This window comes from Shewanella sp. SM21 (genome assembly GCF_025654335.1).
Classification (GTDB): domain Bacteria; phylum Pseudomonadota; class Gammaproteobacteria; order Enterobacterales; family Shewanellaceae; genus Shewanella; species Shewanella oncorhynchi.
The window spans coordinates 61,745-80,258 of sequence record NZ_JAKKRL010000010.1 but is presented as its reverse complement, the minus strand read 5'-3'; the positions used below and the strand labels follow the sequence as shown (position 1 = coordinate 80,258).

General features: G+C 45.5%; 18 protein-coding genes. 9 read left to right on the top strand and 9 right to left on the bottom strand.

Annotation, left to right across the window (positions count from 1 at the left end; genetic code table 11):
• Positions 1-144: 144 nt before the first annotated feature.
• A complete protein-coding gene (locus tag L5L94_RS14765) occupies positions 145-861 on the bottom strand; it encodes a tRNA1(Val) (adenine(37)-N6)-methyltransferase (protein WP_263163788.1) in 717 nt (238 codons plus the stop codon).
• A 528-nt stretch (positions 862-1,389) separates the two neighbouring features.
• Between L5L94_RS14765 and brnQ the strand changes: the two genes are divergently transcribed.
• The 6 genes from brnQ (at position 1,390) to L5L94_RS14735 (ending at position 7,332) form a co-directional block, all read left to right on the top strand.
• Entirely contained in the window at positions 1,390-2,802 is a 1,413-nt protein-coding gene (gene brnQ, locus L5L94_RS14760; protein WP_173246583.1) for a branched-chain amino acid transport system II carrier protein, read from the top strand.
• Between the two features lie 120 nt (positions 2,803-2,922).
• Complete coding sequence (xerD, locus tag L5L94_RS14755; RefSeq protein ID WP_105250086.1) at positions 2,923-3,825, top strand: site-specific tyrosine recombinase XerD; 903 nt, start codon at positions 2,923-2,925, stop codon at positions 3,823-3,825.
• A gap of 140 nt (positions 3,826-3,965) precedes the next feature.
• The gene (dsbC, locus tag L5L94_RS14750; protein ID WP_105250085.1) at positions 3,966-4,691 is read left to right on the top strand and encodes a bifunctional protein-disulfide isomerase/oxidoreductase DsbC; all 726 of its coding nucleotides are present in this window, start codon (positions 3,966-3,968) and stop codon (positions 4,689-4,691) included.
• A 94-nt stretch (positions 4,692-4,785) separates the two neighbouring features.
• Positions 4,786-6,510 (top strand): single-stranded-DNA-specific exonuclease RecJ, encoded by a 1,725-nt coding sequence (recJ, locus tag L5L94_RS14745; protein WP_263163785.1) that lies wholly within the window; start codon positions 4,786-4,788, stop codon positions 6,508-6,510.
• Positions 6,511-6,527: 17 nt separating this feature from the next.
• Positions 6,528-6,857 (top strand): hypothetical protein, encoded by a 330-nt coding sequence (locus tag L5L94_RS14740; protein ID WP_113939820.1) that lies wholly within the window; start codon positions 6,528-6,530, stop codon positions 6,855-6,857.
• A gap of 34 nt (positions 6,858-6,891) precedes the next feature.
• On the top strand, positions 6,892-7,332 hold the full coding sequence (locus tag L5L94_RS14735) for a GNAT family N-acetyltransferase (RefSeq protein WP_263163784.1): 441 nt from the start codon (positions 6,892-6,894) through the stop codon (positions 7,330-7,332).
• 68 nt (positions 7,333-7,400) lie between these two features.
• Here L5L94_RS14735 and ahpF read toward each other — a convergent pair whose 3' ends face one another.
• The 4 genes from ahpF to L5L94_RS14715 all read right to left on the bottom strand — a co-directional run bounded on the left by ahpF (position 7,401) and on the right by L5L94_RS14715 (position 12,436).
• Complete coding sequence (gene ahpF, locus L5L94_RS14730) at positions 7,401-8,972, bottom strand: alkyl hydroperoxide reductase subunit F (protein WP_113939822.1); 1,572 nt, start codon at positions 8,970-8,972, stop codon at positions 7,401-7,403.
• 161 nt (positions 8,973-9,133) lie between these two features.
• The gene (ahpC, locus tag L5L94_RS14725) at positions 9,134-9,703 is read right to left on the bottom strand and encodes an alkyl hydroperoxide reductase subunit C (RefSeq protein WP_105250080.1); all 570 of its coding nucleotides are present in this window, start codon (positions 9,701-9,703) and stop codon (positions 9,134-9,136) included.
• Positions 9,704-10,067: 364 nt separating this feature from the next.
• Entirely contained in the window at positions 10,068-11,603 is a 1,536-nt protein-coding gene (locus L5L94_RS14720) for a leucyl aminopeptidase (RefSeq protein WP_263163781.1), read from the bottom strand.
• A gap of 89 nt (positions 11,604-11,692) precedes the next feature.
• Positions 11,693-12,436: a spermidine synthase gene (locus L5L94_RS14715; RefSeq protein ID WP_113939824.1), complete on the bottom strand. Its 744-nt coding sequence runs from the start codon at positions 12,434-12,436 to the stop codon at positions 11,693-11,695.
• A 106-nt stretch (positions 12,437-12,542) separates the two neighbouring features.
• Between L5L94_RS14715 and L5L94_RS14710 the strand changes: the two genes are divergently transcribed.
• The 3 genes from L5L94_RS14710 (at position 12,543) to L5L94_RS14700 (ending at position 14,101) form a co-directional block, all read left to right on the top strand.
• Positions 12,543-13,088 carry a mechanosensitive ion channel family protein gene (locus tag L5L94_RS14710; RefSeq protein WP_106651494.1) on the top strand — a complete coding sequence of 182 codons (546 nt, stop codon included), beginning with the start codon at positions 12,543-12,545 and terminating at the stop codon, positions 13,086-13,088.
• Positions 13,089-13,104: 16 nt separating this feature from the next.
• On the top strand, positions 13,105-13,548 hold the full coding sequence (locus L5L94_RS14705; protein WP_263163779.1) for a hypothetical protein: 444 nt from the start codon (positions 13,105-13,107) through the stop codon (positions 13,546-13,548).
• 91 nt (positions 13,549-13,639) lie between these two features.
• The gene (locus L5L94_RS14700; protein ID WP_263163778.1) at positions 13,640-14,101 is read left to right on the top strand and encodes a hypothetical protein; all 462 of its coding nucleotides are present in this window, start codon (positions 13,640-13,642) and stop codon (positions 14,099-14,101) included.
• Between the two features lie 136 nt (positions 14,102-14,237).
• On the opposite strand, the gene L5L94_RS14695 is transcribed toward L5L94_RS14700, so the two are convergent.
• The 4 genes from L5L94_RS14695 to fccA form a co-directional block, all read right to left on the bottom strand.
• Positions 14,238-14,525 carry a hypothetical protein gene (locus L5L94_RS14695; protein WP_263163776.1) on the bottom strand — a complete coding sequence of 96 codons (288 nt, stop codon included), beginning with the start codon at positions 14,523-14,525 and terminating at the stop codon, positions 14,238-14,240.
• 51 nt (positions 14,526-14,576) lie between these two features.
• On the bottom strand, positions 14,577-15,314 hold the full coding sequence (locus L5L94_RS14690; protein WP_173497333.1) for a dienelactone hydrolase family protein: 738 nt from the start codon (positions 15,312-15,314) through the stop codon (positions 14,577-14,579).
• A 68-nt stretch (positions 15,315-15,382) separates the two neighbouring features.
• A complete protein-coding gene (locus tag L5L94_RS14685; RefSeq protein ID WP_105250073.1) occupies positions 15,383-16,372 on the bottom strand; it encodes a 2-hydroxyacid dehydrogenase in 990 nt (329 codons plus the stop codon).
• Between the two features lie 258 nt (positions 16,373-16,630).
• Positions 16,631-18,424 (bottom strand): fumarate reductase flavoprotein subunit FccA, encoded by a 1,794-nt coding sequence (fccA, locus tag L5L94_RS14680; protein ID WP_113939829.1) that lies wholly within the window; start codon positions 18,422-18,424, stop codon positions 16,631-16,633.
• Positions 18,425-18,514 lie beyond the last annotated feature (90 nt).

Genomic DNA, 18,514 nt, shown 5'->3' with positions numbered 1-18,514 from the left:
TGTCAGTAAAGTTTTATGGTAATTGGCATAAGTTAATTACTTTTAGGTCAATGTATTAGCATTTAATTTGTGAGAAATTGGACCTTTCGTTAAATTTGCCAAACTTAGCGAGCTTTACTTAATGTGTCAGGATTGGACTCGATATCAGTATTTAAGGTAAAAATCTCGAACCAATTGCACCATGGTTTGTGTGTATTGGCCTGAACGTTCACGAATAGTGATATCACTGAGCTTTGGAGCCATTTGTGGATGAGTCTTGTGGGCGAGTACGCAGAGTACTCGATTAGCGCTTTTCCCTACAATGCTGATAAGGTTGGTTATTTCAATCAAATTGAGCTGAGAGTGCGTTAATATTTCGTCGAAACGGGCCATACTCTGCATTGGTAATATGAGACTTGCCTTTCCTTGCGGTGCTAGGCACACATGAATGGCATCGAGTAGTGCGGTAAAGCTTAAGCTATCAGTGTGACGGGCCATAGCGCGCTGGGATTGTATCGCTTGCGTGCCTTGCTCAAAATAGGGGGGATTACAAATTATGTGTTCAAAATACCCTTGATACTCAGTTTGTTGGCAAAAGTCTTGGATGCTGCAATTAACTAAGGTCAGTCGATTGGCCCAAGGACTATTGTGGAAGTTATGTTGGCAAGCATGGGCGGCATTGGTGTCTAATTCGACACTGGTGATATGTGCTTGACTGCGCTGAGCTGCCATTAAACTGAGTAAGCCGCTGCCTGCGCCTATATCTAAGATTGATTTCGCGGTGGTCAGTTGTGCCCATGCCCCAAGGACGACGCTGTCTGTGCCTACGGCCATGCCGCAATTCATGTCATCGATATGAAATTGTTTAAAAGTGAATGCCATGGGGAGTTAATTTTGCCGTTCTAAAGTAATTTAGGCCCAATATTGGGCGCGCAATATTCTAATTCTAGCCCTCGTTTTTAGCTAATGTTTTTAAACAGTCGCATCTGTCCTAGCTGTATGAATGTGTGTCGCCAAATCATTTACTATTTTACGTGGCAATACTGATTTCACTTAATTAACGCTTTAATTTATTGCCTTAGAAACCTTTTATTAGCAGTTAATTAGCATTATTTCGTTTTTTTTGCCTGAACGGACTTGTTGTCTTGTATTGATGCTTTAAGTCTGGTATTAGTTTCGCCCCCATTTTTAATCACTTTTAAGATTAACGGATAGGTAAACGAGTTTGTTGGTGAATTAGTCGTCAGTTAGGCTACATAAACGTTCGCCATAGTTTATAAACTCGGCAGATATCGAACATATTTACCACGGAATTGTGTAAACATAGATTTGCACTCCGGATGGGCTTTGTTTTAGCTATGGCTAATCGACACATAATCACTTAAGTTTGTAAAAAAACAATAAGACAAGATGGGGCTTCCAGTGCAAGACAATCAGATGAGTATCGGAGATACATTAGGCTTAGGTTTTATGACCTTTGCGTTCTTTTTAGGTGCGGGAAACCTAATTTTTCCACCATTCGCGGGTATGTTAGCGGGCGAAAATATGCCCCTCGCCATGTTGGGTTTTTTGATTACCGCCGTAGGTTTACCTTTAGTTGGACTGATTGCTGTCGCTAAGGCTCAAGGTAAGGTTATGGCTATGCTGCCAGTATTTGCAGCAACGACATTGGCCGTCGCGATTTACATTATTATCGGCCCTGCTTTTGCTGCGCCGCGTACGGGATTAGTGGCTTACGAGATTGGCGCTAAGCCATTTATCGATGACACTACGGCAACGTTTTTGCTGGGCAGTTTGGAATTAAACCTGACGCAACTGCTATACACATTAGGTTTCTTCGCTGTCACTATGTTGCTGGCGCTTTTCCCTGGTAAGTTGCTCGATAGCGTAGGTAAAGTATTAACGCCTATTTTATTGATTTTGTTGGTCGGATTAGCCGTTTCAGTGCTGTTTTTACCTGCATCCGAAGTGGGCCAAGCAGTGGGGGATTACCAACAGCATCCGCTGACCAAAGGTATTTTGGAAGGCTATAACACTATGGATACGTTAGCATCCTTGATGTTTGGTATGTTGATTATTGATATCCTGCGTAAAAAGGGCATTGACCAACCCAGTGATCAAACTAAGTATCTCATTCGTGCAGCCTTTATTGCCGCCGCTGGTTTAACTTTTGTGTATGTGTCCTTGTTCTTTTTAGGTGCAACCGCCGGCGATATCGCTATCGGCACTAAAAATGGCGGCGAAATATTAACAAATTACGTGACCCGCGAGTTTGGGGAACTAGGCTCAGTCTTGTTGTCATCAGTCGTGACTTTAGCTTGTTTAACCACTGCGGTTGGGCTAGTGAGTGCGTGTTCTGAGTTCTTTAATGAGCTAATGCCTAAACTGTCTTACCGTTTCCTGGTGATCTTTTTAAGCTTGATATGCGCTGTGATTGCGAACGTGGGCCTAAGTCAGTTGATTGCTATTAGTATTCCCGTATTAATGACGATTTATCCTGTGGCTATTGCTCTTGTGGTTGTGACTTTCCTGACCGCTTATTTTGCGAATCCACAGTTTGCACATCGTGCAGTACTGAGCGTGGCACTGTTTTTCGGCATCTTCGATGGTCTTAAAGTGGCAGCGAAAAGTTTGACTGACGCTGATGGTCAAGCCATGAATGGCTTAGCACAGGGCTTTATCCATATAGTGAATGTTATGTCTCCAGTGTTATCTAAGCTGCCACTCTATGAAGAAGGTATGGCTTGGTTATTGCCGACCATTGCGACGATTGCACTGTGTTTAGTATTCGGTCGTGGCCGTGGTCAAACGGCTGCAGCCTAGGCTTTGCATTCGAGTTCTCGTCTTTATGCTTAACTCAGTTAAGCTTATGCAGGCTTAGACATATTTAAATTAATATCAACGGCGTATCATTTGATTACGCCGTTTTTTTATGGAGTATTTGTGCCTAAAACCTATATGCCAGATCCACTTATCGATGCTTTTCTTGATGATCTTTGGTCAAGCAAGGGACTGAGTGATAACACGCTATCGGCCTATCGTACCGATCTACGCCATTTTGATCGTTATCAAGGTCAGCAAGGCGTGACGTTACTCGCGGTTTCTCAGGCCGATGTTAGGGCATATCTGGCCTTTAGAGTTGAGCAGAATTTTGCGCGTACCAGTAGCGCTCGGCTGCTCAGCAGCTTACGGCGTTTCTATACTTATCTGGTGCAGACCAAGCAGATTTCAGCCGATCCTATGGCCTTAGTAGAGTCACCTAAGTTAACGCGCCATTTGCCGGATTCTCTGAGTGAGTCGCAGGTTGACCGTTTACTGTCTGAGCCCAATGTGGATGATGCCGTCGAATGCCGTGACAAGGCAATGCTAGAGCTTTTGTATGCAACTGGCCTCAGGGTGAGTGAACTTGTCGGCTTGACCATGGAGCAAATGAGTTTGCGCCAAGGCTTAGTACGTATTGTGGGCAAGGGTGGCAAAGAGCGTCTTGTGCCGCTGGGGGAATTGGCTATTACCGAAGTGGAGGGCTACATGAAATTTGCTCGCCAAGAGTTGCTCGGTAATAAACAATCTGATGTGGTATTTCCGTCGAAACGCGGGCAGATGATGACGCGGCAAACTTTTTGGCATCGGATTAAACTTTATGCTCTGCGTGCGGGGATTGAAACTGCATTATCACCGCACACTTTACGCCATGCTTTTGCCACTCATTTGCTCAATCACGGTGCCGATCTGCGGGTTGTCCAACTGTTATTAGGTCACAGCGACTTGTCGACCACACAGATTTATACCCATGTCGCACGGGCAAGATTGCAGGAATTGCATCAACAGCATCATCCTAGAGGCTAAAAAAGGATTTAGTTACAGCATAAATTTGCTTTCCGCGCGGCTTGTCTGTAACTTTTTGCCCCTATACAGGGTCTATTGAATATCTCGAGTTAGAACGGCCCCAATATCTCGTTGTAGTGACACAATTTATAGGATGTCCCATGAAGTTGACCCCAGCATTATCCTTAGTTTTTGCCCTCCTAGTTGCACCACTTGCCAGCGCTGCCACTGCGACGTCTCCCGATACCGCTGCGATTAAGCAAAAACTCGGTGAGATGTTAGATGTTGAAGTCATTTCTATGCAGGACTCACCAATTGAGGGCTTGTATCAAGCCATGACCAACCGCGGCGTGCTCTATATTAGCCGTGATGGTTCAAAACTATTCCACGGTAGTGTGTATGATATCGATAAGGGCATGAAAAACTTAACCGAAGCCGCATTAGCGGGTCCGCGTTTAGAAATGATGAAGCCGCTTGAAGAGAATATGCTTGTCTATAAAGCGAAAAACGAAAAACACGTGGTCACTGTATTTACCGATGTTAGCTGTGGATATTGCCGTAAACTGCATAGCCAAATGTCTGACTACAATAAACTTGGTATTACAGTGCGTTACTTAGCCTTCCCGCGCGCGGGTGTGCCGTCAGCTAATGCCGATGAGATGCAAGCTATCTGGTGTGCTAAAGATCCATTAAAAGCCATGACTGATGCTAAAGCGGGCAGCAAAGTTGCCGCGGCAACATGTGATGCTAAAATTGCCGAGCAATATGCGTTAGGCACAACCTTTGGTGTCAATGGTACGCCTGCAATCGTATTAGAAGATGGCAATATGATCCCTGGTTATCAACCGCCTGAAGACTTATTACGCACCTTAGAGGCACGTCAGTAACAGCCTAAAATGTAAAATTTATCCCACGAAAGGTGAGCTTAAGGCTCACCTTTTTGTTATCTTATTGCCACGATTTCATGAGAGTTTGAGTCCCTTGATCCATAAGATAGTCCGTCGCCCAACCGTTGATGATAGCCATTTACCCGCTCATCTTTCGCCGCTATTGAAGCAGCTTTACGCCCGCCGTGGTGCGCTAACCCACGAATGCGAGCTTGTCCTTAAGGGTCTATTAAGACCTGAAACCATGAAAGGGTTGCCCGAAGCCGCGGTGCTTATCGCCGATGCAATGCAGGCGAATAAGTCGATTTTGATCGTGGGTGACTTTGACGCAGACGGCGCGACCTCAACCAGTGTGTGTATGTTGGCGCTGCGGATGATGGGCGCGGTGAAAGTGGATTATTTGATCCCCAATCGCTTCGATTACGGCTACGGCTTAAGCCCTGAAATTGTTGCAGTTGCGGCCTCCAAACAGGCTGAGCTACTCATCACAGTTGATAATGGCATTTCATCAATTGACGGTGTTGCGGCGGCCAAAGCCTTTGGTATGCAAGTGGTGATTACCGACCATCATTTACCCGGACATGAGTTACCCGCTGCCGATGCGATAGTGAACCCTAACCAACCGGGCTGTCCATTTGCCAGCAAATCGATAGCGGGTGTCGGCGTGGCCTTTTATTTGATGACGGCATTAAGGGCTGAATTACGGACGCGAAACTGGTATCAAACCCATGGTATTGCTGAGCCTAATTTAGGCACACTACTCGATATCGTTGCCCTTGGCACCGTTGCCGATGTGGTGTCACTCGATGCCAATAATCGTATTTTGGTTGAAGCAGGTTTGCAGCGCGTGCGAGCTGGGCGTTGCCGTGTGGGGATTACTGCGTTGCTTGAAGTGGCTAAGCGAAATCCGGCGCGCATTGTCGCATCTGACTTTGGTTTTGCCGTGGGCCCAAGACTGAATGCCGCAGGCAGGCTGGATGAAATGGCACTTGGGGTCGAAACCTTACTCTGTGAAGACATGATGTACGCGCGGCGTATGGCGGCCGAGCTCGATGGGTTAAACCAAGAGCGTCGTGAGCTGGAAGTCGGCATGCAGCAGGAAGCCTTAAAAAGCCTAGAGCACTTAAAGCTTAACGAAGCCGAGTTGCCTTGGGGAATTGCCTTATTTCAAGAGGATTGGCATCAGGGCGTGATCGGGATTTTGGCCTCGCGCATTAAAGACAAATACCATAGACCCGTGATTGCCTTTGCCGATGCGGGCAATGGTGAAATTAAAGGCTCGGCGCGTTCGATCAAAGGCTTGCATATGCGCGACTTATTGGAGTTAGTGAACACTCGCCATCCGGGACTGATTATCAAATTTGGTGGTCATGCAATGGCGGCGGGTTTATCGCTCAAAGCGGGCAGTTTTGCGACATTTGCCAAAGCCTATGATGATGCGGTGCGTGAGCAGCTTAAACCTGAGTTGTTAACGGGCGAGCTTTGGTCCGATGGCGAACTCACTCCCGCAGAGTTGAATCTTGAAATGGCTCAGTTACTGCGTAATGCGGGACCTTGGGGACAAGCTTTCGAAGAGCCGTTATTCGATGGTTACTTTACGATAGTGCAACAACGTCTTGTCGGTGAGCGCCACCTTAAGCTCGTACTCGAAACCCAATGCGGCACTGTGATGCTCGATGCCATTGCCTTTAATGTGGATTTGCACACTTGGCCAGATGCGACGATTAATCATGCTCGTGTTGTGTATAAACTCGATGTGAATGAGTATCGCGGCAATTTTTCGCTGCAACTTATGGTTGAGCAAATCGAAGCTATGTAAGATGACAAGGAGTGAAGTTGAAATCATTATCCGATAAAAAAATCCGCCAGCTACTTAAGCGTTTTGCTTGGATATATGTTGTCTGCTTAAGCATACCGTTTATCTCAACCTTACTCACCACTAAGGCTCAGGGGCAAATGCTACTTATGGGGATTTGGCCCGCAGCCTCCTTGTTTTATTTTCTCGCTTACCGTTATTTAGCTAAATCCTTTAAGTATGAAATCAATCGCCACTTAGCCTTTAGTTATCATGGCGGTGGCACTTTAGCGGGGGCTTTGTATTCGTTAGCTAAAGTGGTGTTATTGGCGATGGCATTTATGATATTTATGAGTGCCAATAACACCTGAACTGACGTTAACGGAAAATTTCGGAGAAAGGAAAATGCAGCAGGAAACAGGATACAGAGTCAGTACAGATCAAGCTGAAATGAATCTTGAGGTTATCTATGGCTTTATTAGTAATAGCTATTGGGCGCAGGGCATGCCAAAGGCGCTGCTACAAAAAGCGTTAGCCAATAGTCTGTGTTTTGGGGTATTTGATAAGGGCAATCAACAAGTGGCTTTTGGCCGCTTAATTACAGATAAAGCCACTTTTGCCTATCTTGCCGATGTGTTTGTACTTGAGTCGCACCGCGGCTTAGGTTTAAGCAAATTGATGATAACAGCGATTCTTGAACATCCTGAATTACAAGGTTTAAGACGGATAATGTTAGCCACCCGCGATGCCCATGGACTGTACGCCCAGTTTGGATTTAAAGCGGTCGACACCCCTGAAATGCTCATGCAAATTAGGCCTGCTAAGCCTTATCAATGCCTTAGTTAACATCAAAAAAATAGCCAGCAAATGCTGGCTATTTTTTTGCGTTAATTTTGATGTCAGTTGACGAAGCCTTAAGCGGCTTTGGTCGCGGCGGTTTCTTCATCGCTGTGGCGAATTAAGTAATCAAATGCGCCCAGTGATGCGGTCGCGCCACTGCCCATGGCAATGATAATTTGCTTGAAAGGTGAGTTAGTGACATCACCTGCGGCAAAAATACCTGGGACTGAGGTTTGTCCGCGCTCATCGACTATGATCTCGCCCCTTGGGGTTAAATCGATCGTGCCCTTTAACCATTCCGCATTCGGTACTAGCCCAATCTGCACGAAGATACCTGCAAGTGCGACATGGTGACTCTCGCCAGTGGCTCTGTCTGTGTAGTTCAGGCCATTAACCCGAGTACCATCGCCAGTGACTTCAGTGGTCATGGCTTGGGTAATGATTTTAATGTTACCCATAGAAGCCGCTTTACGTTGCAGTACATCGTCAGCGCGCAGGGTTTTATCAAATTCCAGCACAGTCACATGTTCTACTATGTTGGCAAGATCGATAGCCGCTTCGATACCTGAGTTACCGCCGCCGATCACCGCCACACGCTTGCCCTTAAATAATGGGCCATCACAATGTGGGCAGTATGCGACGCCTTTGCCGCGGTATTCTTTCTCGCCGGGGACGTTCATTTCACGCCAGCGGGCACCTGTGGCTAACAATACGGTACGGCTACGTAATTTAGCGCCGCTTGCCAGTTCAAGCTCGAACAAGCCATCTGTTGATAACGACACAGCTTTTTGGTTGTCCATGATGTCGACTTCGTAGTCTCGTACATGGGCTTCAAGGTTTGCCACTAGTTTTGGACCTTCGGTCGCTTTGACCGAAATAAAGTTCTCGATACCGACGGTTTCAGCGACTTGTCCGCCAAACTTGTCTGCAACAATACCGGTGCGAAGTCCTTTACGTGCTGCATAAATAGCTGCCGCTGCGCCGGCTGGGCCGCCGCCAACGACTAAGACTTCGAATGGCGCTTTTTCATTAATTTCATCGGCCTTACGGCTTGCGGCATTGGTATCCAACTTATTTAAAATCTCGCCAATGCTGATACGGCCAGCTGCAAACACTTCGCCATTTAAGTAGACAGAAGGCACAGCCATAATGTTTTTGCTGGTTACTTCTTCTTGGAACAGGGCACCGTCGATCATCACGTTGGTGATATTCGGGTTAATGGCCGCCATCATGTTCAGTGCCTGTACTACGTCTGGGCAGTTTTGGCAGGTCAGTGAGACGTAAGTTTCAAAGGCATATTTGCCTGGCAGATTGCGGATCTGCTCAATAATATCATCGCTGAGTTTGATTGGGTGTCCACCCGTGTGCAGTAATGCCAGCACGAGTGAGGTAAATTCGTGACCCATAGGCAGACCAGCAAAGCTGATTTGCGTATTAAGCTCTGGGTTAATCACTGTCATCGCCGGGATGCGTTCGCCCTGAACTTCTTTCAGGCTCACCAGAGAAGATAGGCTGACAATGTCTTGCGCTAAGCTTTTTAATTCTTGAGACTTTCTACTTTCATCTGCAGACACGACAAGTTCAACTGGTCTCTTGAGGTTTTGCAGATAGGTTTGCAGTTGATTTTTTAAATTCGCATCTAACATGTGATGACTCCAAAATCGCTTAAAAGGGAGAAAAGGGGGCCAGTCTAGGCCCTTGCAGGGGCGGGCTTAATCCTTTGCTGCGTGGCGCTACAACTGTGTCGGCTGTAACGCCAATCAGCTTGGGATGCTAGACTGGCGGGGTTGAGGCTTTGCAGGCTAAATTAGATTTTGCCAACGAGGTCTAAAGACGGTGCTAATGTTTCGTCACCAGGTTGCCATTTAGCTGGGCAAACTTCGCCATCGTGAGTAGCAACATATTGAGCTGCTTGAATTTTACGAACTAGCTCTTGAGCGCTACGGCCGATGCCTAAATCGTGAACTTCGCTGACCTTGATTTGGCCTTCTGGGTTAATCACGAAAGTACCACGTAGTGCTAAACCGTCTTCTTCAATCATCACGCCGAAGTTACGGCTGATAGTGCCTGTTGGGTCAGCCAGCATTGGGAAGTTGATCTTCTTGATGGTGTCTGACGTGTCATGCCATGCTTTGTGAGTGAAGTGAGTGTCAGTTGATACTGAGTAAACTTCAACACCCATTCCTTGCAGTTTTTCGTAGTGATCAGCCATGTCGCCTAATTCAGTTGGGCAAACAAAGGTAAAATCTGCTGGGTAGAAGAAGACAACAGACCATTTACCTAACAGGTCTTGTTCAGTTACTGGAACGAACTCACCATTGTGGAATGCAGTGGCTTTGAATGGTTTGATTGTGCTGTTGATAATTGATTGAGTCATTTTATGCTTCCATTTAGTTGATGATGGCTTAAGTTCATAACGAGGACATTTGCTTGCGTCCTGTCGATGTGAAGCATATTACCGACTCGATTAAAATTAAGATAACGGATAAAAACTATTATCTTAATCGGTTTAGTAGAATGACGATGCGATTAGGTCGGACTCAATCGGTTTTTCTGCGACGGCTGCGGGTTTGGCGTGATTGGGTGTAGTCTGGATTTAGCCGGCTGGTTTTTGTTGATTGAGATAAGATAAATTTCGAGCATAAAAAAGGGATATCAATGATATCCCTTAAAGTGTAAATACAATTAAAACAAGATACTGAGGTTCTAGGTTCTAGGTTCTAGGTTCTAGGTTCTAGGTTCTAGTTCTGTGCTTTGGGTTGAGTTAACCAAGTGCTGAGTAAGCGCACGCCGTAACCTGTTGCGCCCGCAGGCACAACAGCGGTATCAGTGGCGGTTAAGGCATTGCCCGCGATATCCAAATGTGCCCAAGGCTGTTCGCCCGCAAAGCGTTTTAAGAACATGGCCGCAGAGGAAGCACCCGCGCTGCCTTCTTTACCTGTGTTTGTGAGATCCGCGATAGTGGATTTAAGCTCATCCGCATAGGCTTGATCTAACGGTAAGCGCCAGACCTTTTCGCCAACCTGTTGACCTGCATAAGTTAGCTGCTGCACTAAAGGCTCTGAATCGGTAAACAAGCCTGCGTAAACATTGCCTAACGCACTCACTTTTGAGCCAGTCAGTGTCGCAACATCGATAATCACAGATGGCTTATAATTTTCTCTGGCATACCAGAGGCCATCAGCCAGCACTAGGCGACCTTCGGCGTCGGTGTTGAGCACTTCAACGGTGAGACCTTGGGCGGTTTTAATCACATCACCTGGGATCATTGCATGACCTGATACCATGTTCTCCGCCATTGGCATAATTGCTACTACGTTGACTGGCGCTTTTTGAATCGCCATGGCTTTAATAGTGCCAAGCACAGTGGCTGCACCCGCCATATCTGACTTCATCCGCGCGATTGAAGTACCTGTCGCCTTAATATTGTAACCACCCGAGTCGAAGGTGATGCCTTTACCGACCAGTGCGATTGGCGCGTCTTTGCTACCAGGCCAATGGGCGACCACTAACTTAGGTGGGCGCTCGCTGCCTTTACCTACAGCAGCTAAGGCGCCCAGTTGTAGACGTTCGATATCTTTGGCTTCTAATACCGTGACTTTAACGCCGAGGGATTTGAGTTTTCTGGCTTCGTTAGCAAAGCTGTCGGGATACATAATGTCTGCAGGTGCGTTTGTCAGATCGCGCGCTAAAAACACACCTGCTTCAACCGCTTGCAGATTTTTATGGTGTTTTTGGTTGCGACTTAAATCATCGACAGCGATTTGGTAATTCTTCTCGGCACGGGGGCTCGCTTTGAACTGAGTATAACGATAACTGCGTAGTTCAATTCCGTGTGCAAGCTCAGAGGCAAATAGCGGCGCGGCAGTTAAGCCTTGGGTGAGTACACGCACTGTGGCTTGGGGAACCGTATCGAGTTTAGCCGCAACATTGCCACCGATGGTATTAATGTGGCCGGGCGTTAAGTTTTTTGCATCGCCAATGCCGACCAGTAAGACCCGTTTAGCATCAATTTCGCTGGGTACCAAAATCTCGAGGATTTCCCCCCGTTTGCCGGAAAAAATATTATCCGCCGTTGCTAGGTTTAATTGATCTTGGGTCGACTGAGGTAAAAAGTCGATCCCATAGGTAGTAGAATCAGCACTTTGGAATAGCACTAATGTATCTGAATTCAGTGAGCTACGAGTGTCAAAACTAAAACTTTCGGCGTTAGCATTGAGAGAGTTAAGGCACGCCAGCGCCATAACGCTTAACATCAATTTATTATTATTTTTCATGGTGACAGCTCATATCATGGAAGTGTGAGAAGAATATCAAAGCTCAGCCTTAGGGTTAACTAATTTACGCTATTTTGCTGATATTAGTATTAAATCCAAGGCCCAAAGCGTGTCAATGATCGATCAAGGGCAAAACCCAATTGTTGCGATAAAGATTGAGCACTACTTTTAAGGGCCGAGGTGCCTAAAAGCTGTGGCGATTGGCTCGCAAAAATCACCCAATTCCCGCCGCCTGTGAGACAAGCGTTCACATGGGCAAAGTGTTGTTGTAAGTCGGCTAACAACTCGCGATTTTGGCTATGTTCTTTCCAGCAGTTCAGCACTAAATACCCATTGGGTTTGATGAGGTTAGTGCACTGCTCAAGGAATATTGGCGAAAGCTGCCCTGTTTCAACGCCTTTGGCTGTGTAAATATCGGCAAAAATTACATCCACTTTTTTATGATCGCCAGCAGCTAAAAAAGCAATAGCATCATCATTGATAAGATTGAGCTTTTTACCTATCGGCAGCTGAAAATAGCGCTTAGCTAACTCAATCACCGCGGGGCGTAATTCCACCGCTGTTAACTTTATTGCCGCGTCGAAATTGCGCAGTGAGTGAATAATCGAGCCGCCGCCTAAACCTAAAACAATAGCGCTCTTAGGCTTACAAAACAGTAAAACCAACAGCATGGCTTGCACATAAGTGTGCTGGGGAATATGGGGCGCCGCCTTGAGGATCTTACTCTGCTCATCGTTATCCCCAAAGGACAGGATCCGTGAGTCGTCGTAATCGATTACACGAATCGGGCCTAGTGCGTCTTGGGTTTCATGTAAGAGGGTCGAATCGGCCATATTGGATTAATTACTCGGTTTAGCTGTTTGGCTTGTTTGCACGGGCTATAACTGCTCGCGCAAAAAAGTTAGAATTCAGACAGTTTTAGTTAATTGAGCCGCTATTATGACAAATCAAATCCTGCTTGCCTGTATTTATCTTGCAGTGTTTATCTTTTTACAGCGCGCCTTAACCCATTGGGTTAGAAAACTCGCGCAAATGAAGCAAGTGAGTGTTGCACGGACCAGTTTAGTGACCCGTTTTATTTCCTATGTGATGTTTTTTATTACTCTGTCATTGATGGCGGTCTCGCTCGGACTGGGCTATCAGGATGTGTCGCTATTTGTGTCATCCGCCTTTGCAGTAATGGGCGTAGCATTGGTTGCTCAATGGTCGATATTGAGTAATTTAACCGCTGGCGTGCTGATCTTTTTCGTGTTTCCTTACCGTATCGGCGAGCGCATTCGAGTGGTTGATAAGGATGAAGATATTAGCGGAGTGATCATCGAAATCGCTTTATTCCATGTGCTTATTCACCGCGACAATGGCGATACCATTACTTATCCCAATAACCTCATGCTGCAAAAGGCAGTGTTAAAGCTCGCCGATCAAACTCCCTTAGCCGAACGTCAGGCCTTACTCGAAGGCAAAAAGAAGTTTGATCCTGAGTAACAAAGGATATAGATACATGGTCATTGAAGAAGATGTTGGCAAATTGATTGATACTGAACTTTATAGTTCATTACTCGTCTATGCAAAAAAGAATAGCAAAGTAAATGTGAATGAATGTGATCTACCTAAAGTGTTATTAGCCTATGATGCACAAAAAATAAACGCCGCCGAGTTTTCTATTTTAGAGATGGAGAAGATAGTGTCATCGAACATGACACTATTTACTCGTTTCTTCGATAAAAAAATTGATACTTTTATTGATGCACCAGATGAGCAAGAGAGCAATGATGATGTTATCGCAACACTGCCTTTTTATAAAAATTTCTTGGTGATATATATTATTGAGTTCTGCCTCTTAATTGAAAAGCAAGATGAACTAGAACATTACCTTAAAAAAATAAGAGTACCAGGCAGCAAAAAATATTCACGAAAATTAAAGGAGATAATGACTGCTTTGTAATTGAGAACAGTCAGAGTAATACGCGTATATAATTTTGAATAAACTTGATAGTTCTGGTCATGGTTGGCAATCTTAGTTATATGGAGTTCGTATGTTTGCAAAGTCAATAACCATTTTTCCTTTTGGTGATATTTCAGGAAAAGGTCAATCAAAAATCTGGGAAAGGAAATTAGATATACCTTATTTAGGGGATGGCTTTCTCATACGTATTTGGGGGACAAAAGAGGGACCAACAGTATCCCAATGTGAGGCATTCGATAAACTCATCAATAATGCCGAGCAGATTAGAAAAGATGCAACCACTAGGATTATTCACTTTCTTACCTCTTCAGACATTGTTCCTGCAGAAATCCAACTCACCTCATCCAATGTTTGGACATTTTTGTTGCCATGCTTGATCGAAGTTAATGCAAATAATGAATACAGCCTTGGTGTTGGTAAGCTAGGTTCAAATGCCATTTCCATTGGATATGATATTTCTTGGGGTAAAGGTTTTCCCCTTTTGCAGATAGGTGTTTTAGATGGCTTTATCGATGAAATATATTCCGAATAGTGATTATCTGCTTTTTACTAGCAGTTTAATATATGAAAGGATGAATCACTAAAACCATAATATTAGTTAAGGTTTTAGTGATTCATTTGATTTTAAAAAGTTAGATCGTTAGGTGTATTTTTGGCAACACTAAACGCTATTTTAACGAGGCGATAAAGGCTTCAGACTTTTGGCGGTAGGATTCTTCAAATGCAATGATAGCAGCTATGGTACCAGAGCCCAAAAGCACTTGTAGAGAGGGGATAAGAGTAGCTATGCCCACTGTCGACCAAAAGTTAAGGCTAAATCCACGTGCCATCCAAAACTGACTCGCTAGGCCAATTAATGAAAGCACGACGGCTAATAACGAAATAACGGTTGTTACTCGGGTAATCATTAATAGTAATGCTAAGTTTTTTGAGGATAAATTTTTATAGGGTTTCATTTTTTTACTCTTTCCTTAAGTATTTAATATCTTGTACGTTTAATTTATAAACTAGTGCAGTATTCTTTGAAAAAACGCGACCGCTTGCAGGTACATTTGCAGTGCGAGTGCGGGATCATAGCGTTCGCCTTCATCACGCATAAAGGCGTGTTGGGCGTTGACTTCAAGCCAAGTGAAGTTACGGTTCAGCGCCATTAATTGCTGGTGGATTAGTACTCGGCCTTCCGCGGATACGTGGGGATCTTGCTTGCCGAACACTAACACTAATTCCCCTTGAATATCACCGCTGCGGCTCAATGAGTCATTGCCGTAAGCGCAGGGTAGGGTGTTGGAATGAATGTCGGTAGGATAAAGGCAAAATGCACCTAAAATAGCGGGGTTGAGTGCGGCGCGGTAGGCTAAGTGGCCGCCGATACACACGCCCATAGAGCCAACTTTGCCATTGCAGTAAGTTTGTTGAGTGGCAAAATCGATCAGTGCTTGGGTATCGCTATCGTGGTGTTCTAGGGGTTTGGCAAATTTATCGGCGTTACCTTTATCTTTACCTGATTCATCATAGGCCAGCACTGTGCCTAAAGGATTCAGTTCATGGAACACTTCGGGTACTAACACCACAAAACCGTGGCCAGCAAGAATAGTAGCGGTGCGGGCGATGGGCGCAGTTTGCTGAAATATCTCGGAATAAAAGATGATACTTGGGAATATTCCCTGTGCTTCTGGGCGATAGATATAGGTGCGCATTAGCCCTGAAGGCGTGGAGATATCCTGAATTTCCTGAGTCACTAACATATTTATATTCCTCTATGAGGCTTCAAACGTTGAAGCCTCACTTTAGCAGTCAGGATTTTATCTGTCAGTTAAAACAATTCGTTACCTGAGAGTTCACCGGCACATAGTGCTTTTATATTGCTCAAGGTCGTTTTGGCAATGGCGCCTAGGGCTTCTTCGGTGAGGAAGGCTTGGTGACCCGTGAAAATCACGTTATGGCAGGCTGATAAACGACGGAATACATCGTCTTGAATAATTTCATTCGATTTGTCTTCGAAGAACAGGCCCTTTTCGTTTTCATATACATCGAGCCCAAGCGAGCCGATTTGCCCCAGTTTTAATGCTTCCATTGCGTCGAAAGCATTGAGTAAACCACCGCGGCTGGTGTTGATCACCATGACACCGGGTTTCATCTTGGCGAAACTGGCTTGGTTTAGTAAATGACGGTTATCCGCGGTCAACGGGCAATGCAAGCTGATGATATCGCTGTTGGCATAAATAGAGTCGAGATCTTGATATTCAACATTCAGCGCGATGACAGCCGGATTGATAAAGGGATCGAAGGCAATGACTTTACAGCCAAAACCGAGCAATACCTTGATGGTTGCTACGCCGATTTTACCTGTACCAATCACGCCGACGGTTTTGCCGAACATGTTAAAGCCGACTAAGCCTTCGAGGGAGAAGTTGGCATCGCGAGTGCGTTGGTAAGCTTTGTGGATTTTTCGATTCAGTGTCAACATCAGTGCGACTGTATGTTCGGCCACGGATTCAGGAGAATAAGCTGGTACGTTAACGACTTGCATGCCTAAGCGTTTAGCGGCAACTAAATCGACGTTGTTAAAGCCAGCGCAGCGCATGGCGATAATTTTTGTGCCACCCTTAGCGAGTTCGACCAGAACTTCTTCACAGAGTGAATCGTTGACGAAGGCGCAGACAATTTCAAAACCTTCGGCAAGCTTCACTGTTTGCATGCAGAGACGATAATCGAAGTACTCAATTTGTGCACCAAACGCAGCATTTGTGCGGTTAAAGTGCTGCATGTCGTAATGTTTTGCGCTAAAAAATCCAATTCTCATTTCAGTCACCTAACGGGTTTGCTGATGTCATTATCTGGCAAAGAGTGTAAGTGAGTTAGGGCTTTTTGTCCTTAGCCTTAGAAAATTCCCCGTTAAAAGAGTGAGCTTTATCATCAATTGGGAATAAAAAAAGCGAGCCCCTGACGGCTCGCTTATTGATTGACTGCTTTTACTTGAAGTGTTCAAGCTAGGGCTCTCATATTGAAAGTCGTACTATATGAGCTGAGGGTTAGTCCTTTAACCCTCCGTTATTGCATTTTACTTTTTGTCTTTAGCGTATTTAGCTGCAGATGCACCCGCGATACGGCCATAAGTAACGATATCGGAAATAGCATTACCACCTAAGCGGTTAGCACCGTGAACGCCACCTGTGACTTCACCTGCTGCATATAAACCATCAATAGGCTTGCCCGTTTTTTCACTCTTCACTTCGGCTTTAGTATCGATCACAACACCACCCATAGTGTGGTGAACTGCTGGCGCGATTTCGAGAGCGTAGAAAGGTGCAACAACTAATTCACGTGGTAAATCAGGACGTTCAAATTGAGCATCTTTACCTGATTTAACAAAGCCATTATAAGCTTTCACTGTTTTAGCGAGTTCGGCTGCTGGAATATCTAACTGTTTAGCCAGATCTTCAATTGTTTTGCCTTCTTTAACAATGTTCAGGTGCACATAGCCTTCGATGGCTTTTAAGCTCTTACGGATAGAGTCATCGAATACCAAATAAGCACTTTCGCCTTTTTGTTGCAGAATCGCGGCAGACGCTTTGTCACGGGTGGTGATTTCGTTCATAAAGCGGTTACCTTCACGGTTAACCACAATCGCACCGTTACCACGTACCGCTTCGGTGATCATCACGCCACCAGCAGGTGAATAAGTTGGGTGAGCTTGAATAAACTCTAAGTCGCGAGTTGCAGCACCCGCTTGCAATGCCACGTCTAAGCCATCACCTGTTGCACCTGGGTGGTTAGTCGCTTTAAAGCCTTTTAACTTAGGATCATATTTAGCTACACGATCGTTATTTTTCGCAAAACCACCCGCTGCGATAACGACAGCGTCAGCTTTGACCACGTAATAACCTGTGTATTCACCCTTCACCAATACGCCGGTAATTTTACCGCTCGCATCTTCAAGAATACGTACTACACGGCTGTTTAAGCGGATGTCAGTACCACGTTTCACTGCATTGTCCCATAGAACTTGTGCTACGTGTGCACCCACGCCAGCGCCGCCTGTTGGACGGTGACTACGGTTAACACTTGCGCCACCCATACGACCTACGTCAGTCATATCGGCACCCATAGAGGTTAACCAATCGATAGAGTCTGATGAGTTGTTGGCTAAGGTTTTGACTAATTCAGGATCGTTAATATTGCGACCACCTTTCATGGTGTCGTCGATCATGATTTGTTTCTTGTCTGCGATACCTAGTTTAGCCTGTGGCTTAGTTTCTGCAGCGTTCATACCGCCAGCAGCAAGTTTAGTGTTTCCGCCTGGGATAGGTTCTTTTTCAAGCAGGATAACTTTAGCGCCTGCATCACGGGCTGAAACGGCTGCAGCAAGACCTGCACCACCTGAACCTATGATCACGACATCAGTGGTTTCTTTTGCGCCAGCGGCAATGGCTTTATCTTGAGCAGCTTTGTCTGCATCAACAGGCACAAACTTACGTTCCCACTTACCACCGTAAGGCATATCGAAGCCGAAGCTGTGACAAGCATCGCAATAGGTGACTGATTTTTCATGACCTTTATGGCAGCTAGTACAAGCAATTTCGCCAATTAGGTGAGATTTATGGGGTGATACTTTATCTTTAGGTGCAGCGGCGGCCAGTTCTTTTAAATCACCGTGGCAGCTAACACACTGAGCATTTTCATGGGTAAGGTTGTCGTTGGTGACGCCACCTTTGTCTGATACGTGGCAGCTGTCGCAGCTACCCATTTCACCGTGAAAATCGGCTAGCACTTCTGGTGCTGCATAGGCAGTACCTGCCATAGCGCCAGAGATCAGCATGGCTAGTGCTGTTTTTTGAATCTTTCTTGTGAACATGATAGTTCCTCCGCCGTACATTCATCTACTTAATAAGGGTTATTCATCGTGGCGTGATATTTATTTTTTACGCAGCTCACGCACTGTTAG

Bases quoted from the DNA above. Each gene is read 5' to 3' on its own strand.
- dsbC (WP_105250085.1), top strand. From the start codon at position 3,966: ATGAAGTTGACCCCAGCATTATCCTTAGTTTTTGCCCTCCTAGTTGCA.
- L5L94_RS14715 (WP_113939824.1), bottom strand. From the start codon at position 12,436: ATGGCCGATTCGACCCTCTTACATGAAACCCAAGACGCACTAGGCCCG.
- L5L94_RS14705 (WP_263163779.1), top strand. From the start codon at position 13,105: ATGGTCATTGAAGAAGATGTTGGCAAATTGATTGATACTGAACTTTAT.
- ahpC (WP_105250080.1), bottom strand. From the start codon at position 9,703: ATGACTCAATCAATTATCAACAGCACAATCAAACCATTCAAAGCCACT.
- L5L94_RS14720 (WP_263163781.1), bottom strand. From the start codon at position 11,603: ATGAAAAATAATAATAAATTGATGTTAAGCGTTATGGCGCTGGCGTGC.
- L5L94_RS14685 (WP_105250073.1), bottom strand. From the start codon at position 16,372: ATGAGAATTGGATTTTTTAGCGCAAAACATTACGACATGCAGCACTTT.
- brnQ (WP_173246583.1), top strand. From the start codon at position 1,390: ATGGGGCTTCCAGTGCAAGACAATCAGATGAGTATCGGAGATACATTA.
- ahpF (WP_113939822.1), bottom strand. From the start codon at position 8,972: ATGTTAGATGCGAATTTAAAAAATCAACTGCAAACCTATCTGCAAAAC.
- L5L94_RS14690 (WP_173497333.1), bottom strand. From the start codon at position 15,314: ATGTTAGTGACTCAGGAAATTCAGGATATCTCCACGCCTTCAGGGCTA.
- L5L94_RS14735 (WP_263163784.1), top strand. From the start codon at position 6,892: ATGCAGCAGGAAACAGGATACAGAGTCAGTACAGATCAAGCTGAAATG.
- L5L94_RS14695 (WP_263163776.1), bottom strand. From the start codon at position 14,525: ATGAAACCCTATAAAAATTTATCCTCAAAAAACTTAGCATTACTATTA.
- L5L94_RS14765 (WP_263163788.1), bottom strand. From the start codon at position 861: ATGGCATTCACTTTTAAACAATTTCATATCGATGACATGAATTGCGGC.
- L5L94_RS14700 (WP_263163778.1), top strand. From the start codon at position 13,640: ATGTTTGCAAAGTCAATAACCATTTTTCCTTTTGGTGATATTTCAGGA.
- L5L94_RS14710 (WP_106651494.1), top strand. From the start codon at position 12,543: ATGACAAATCAAATCCTGCTTGCCTGTATTTATCTTGCAGTGTTTATC.
- fccA (WP_113939829.1), bottom strand. From the start codon at position 18,424: ATGTTCACAAGAAAGATTCAAAAAACAGCACTAGCCATGCTGATCTCT.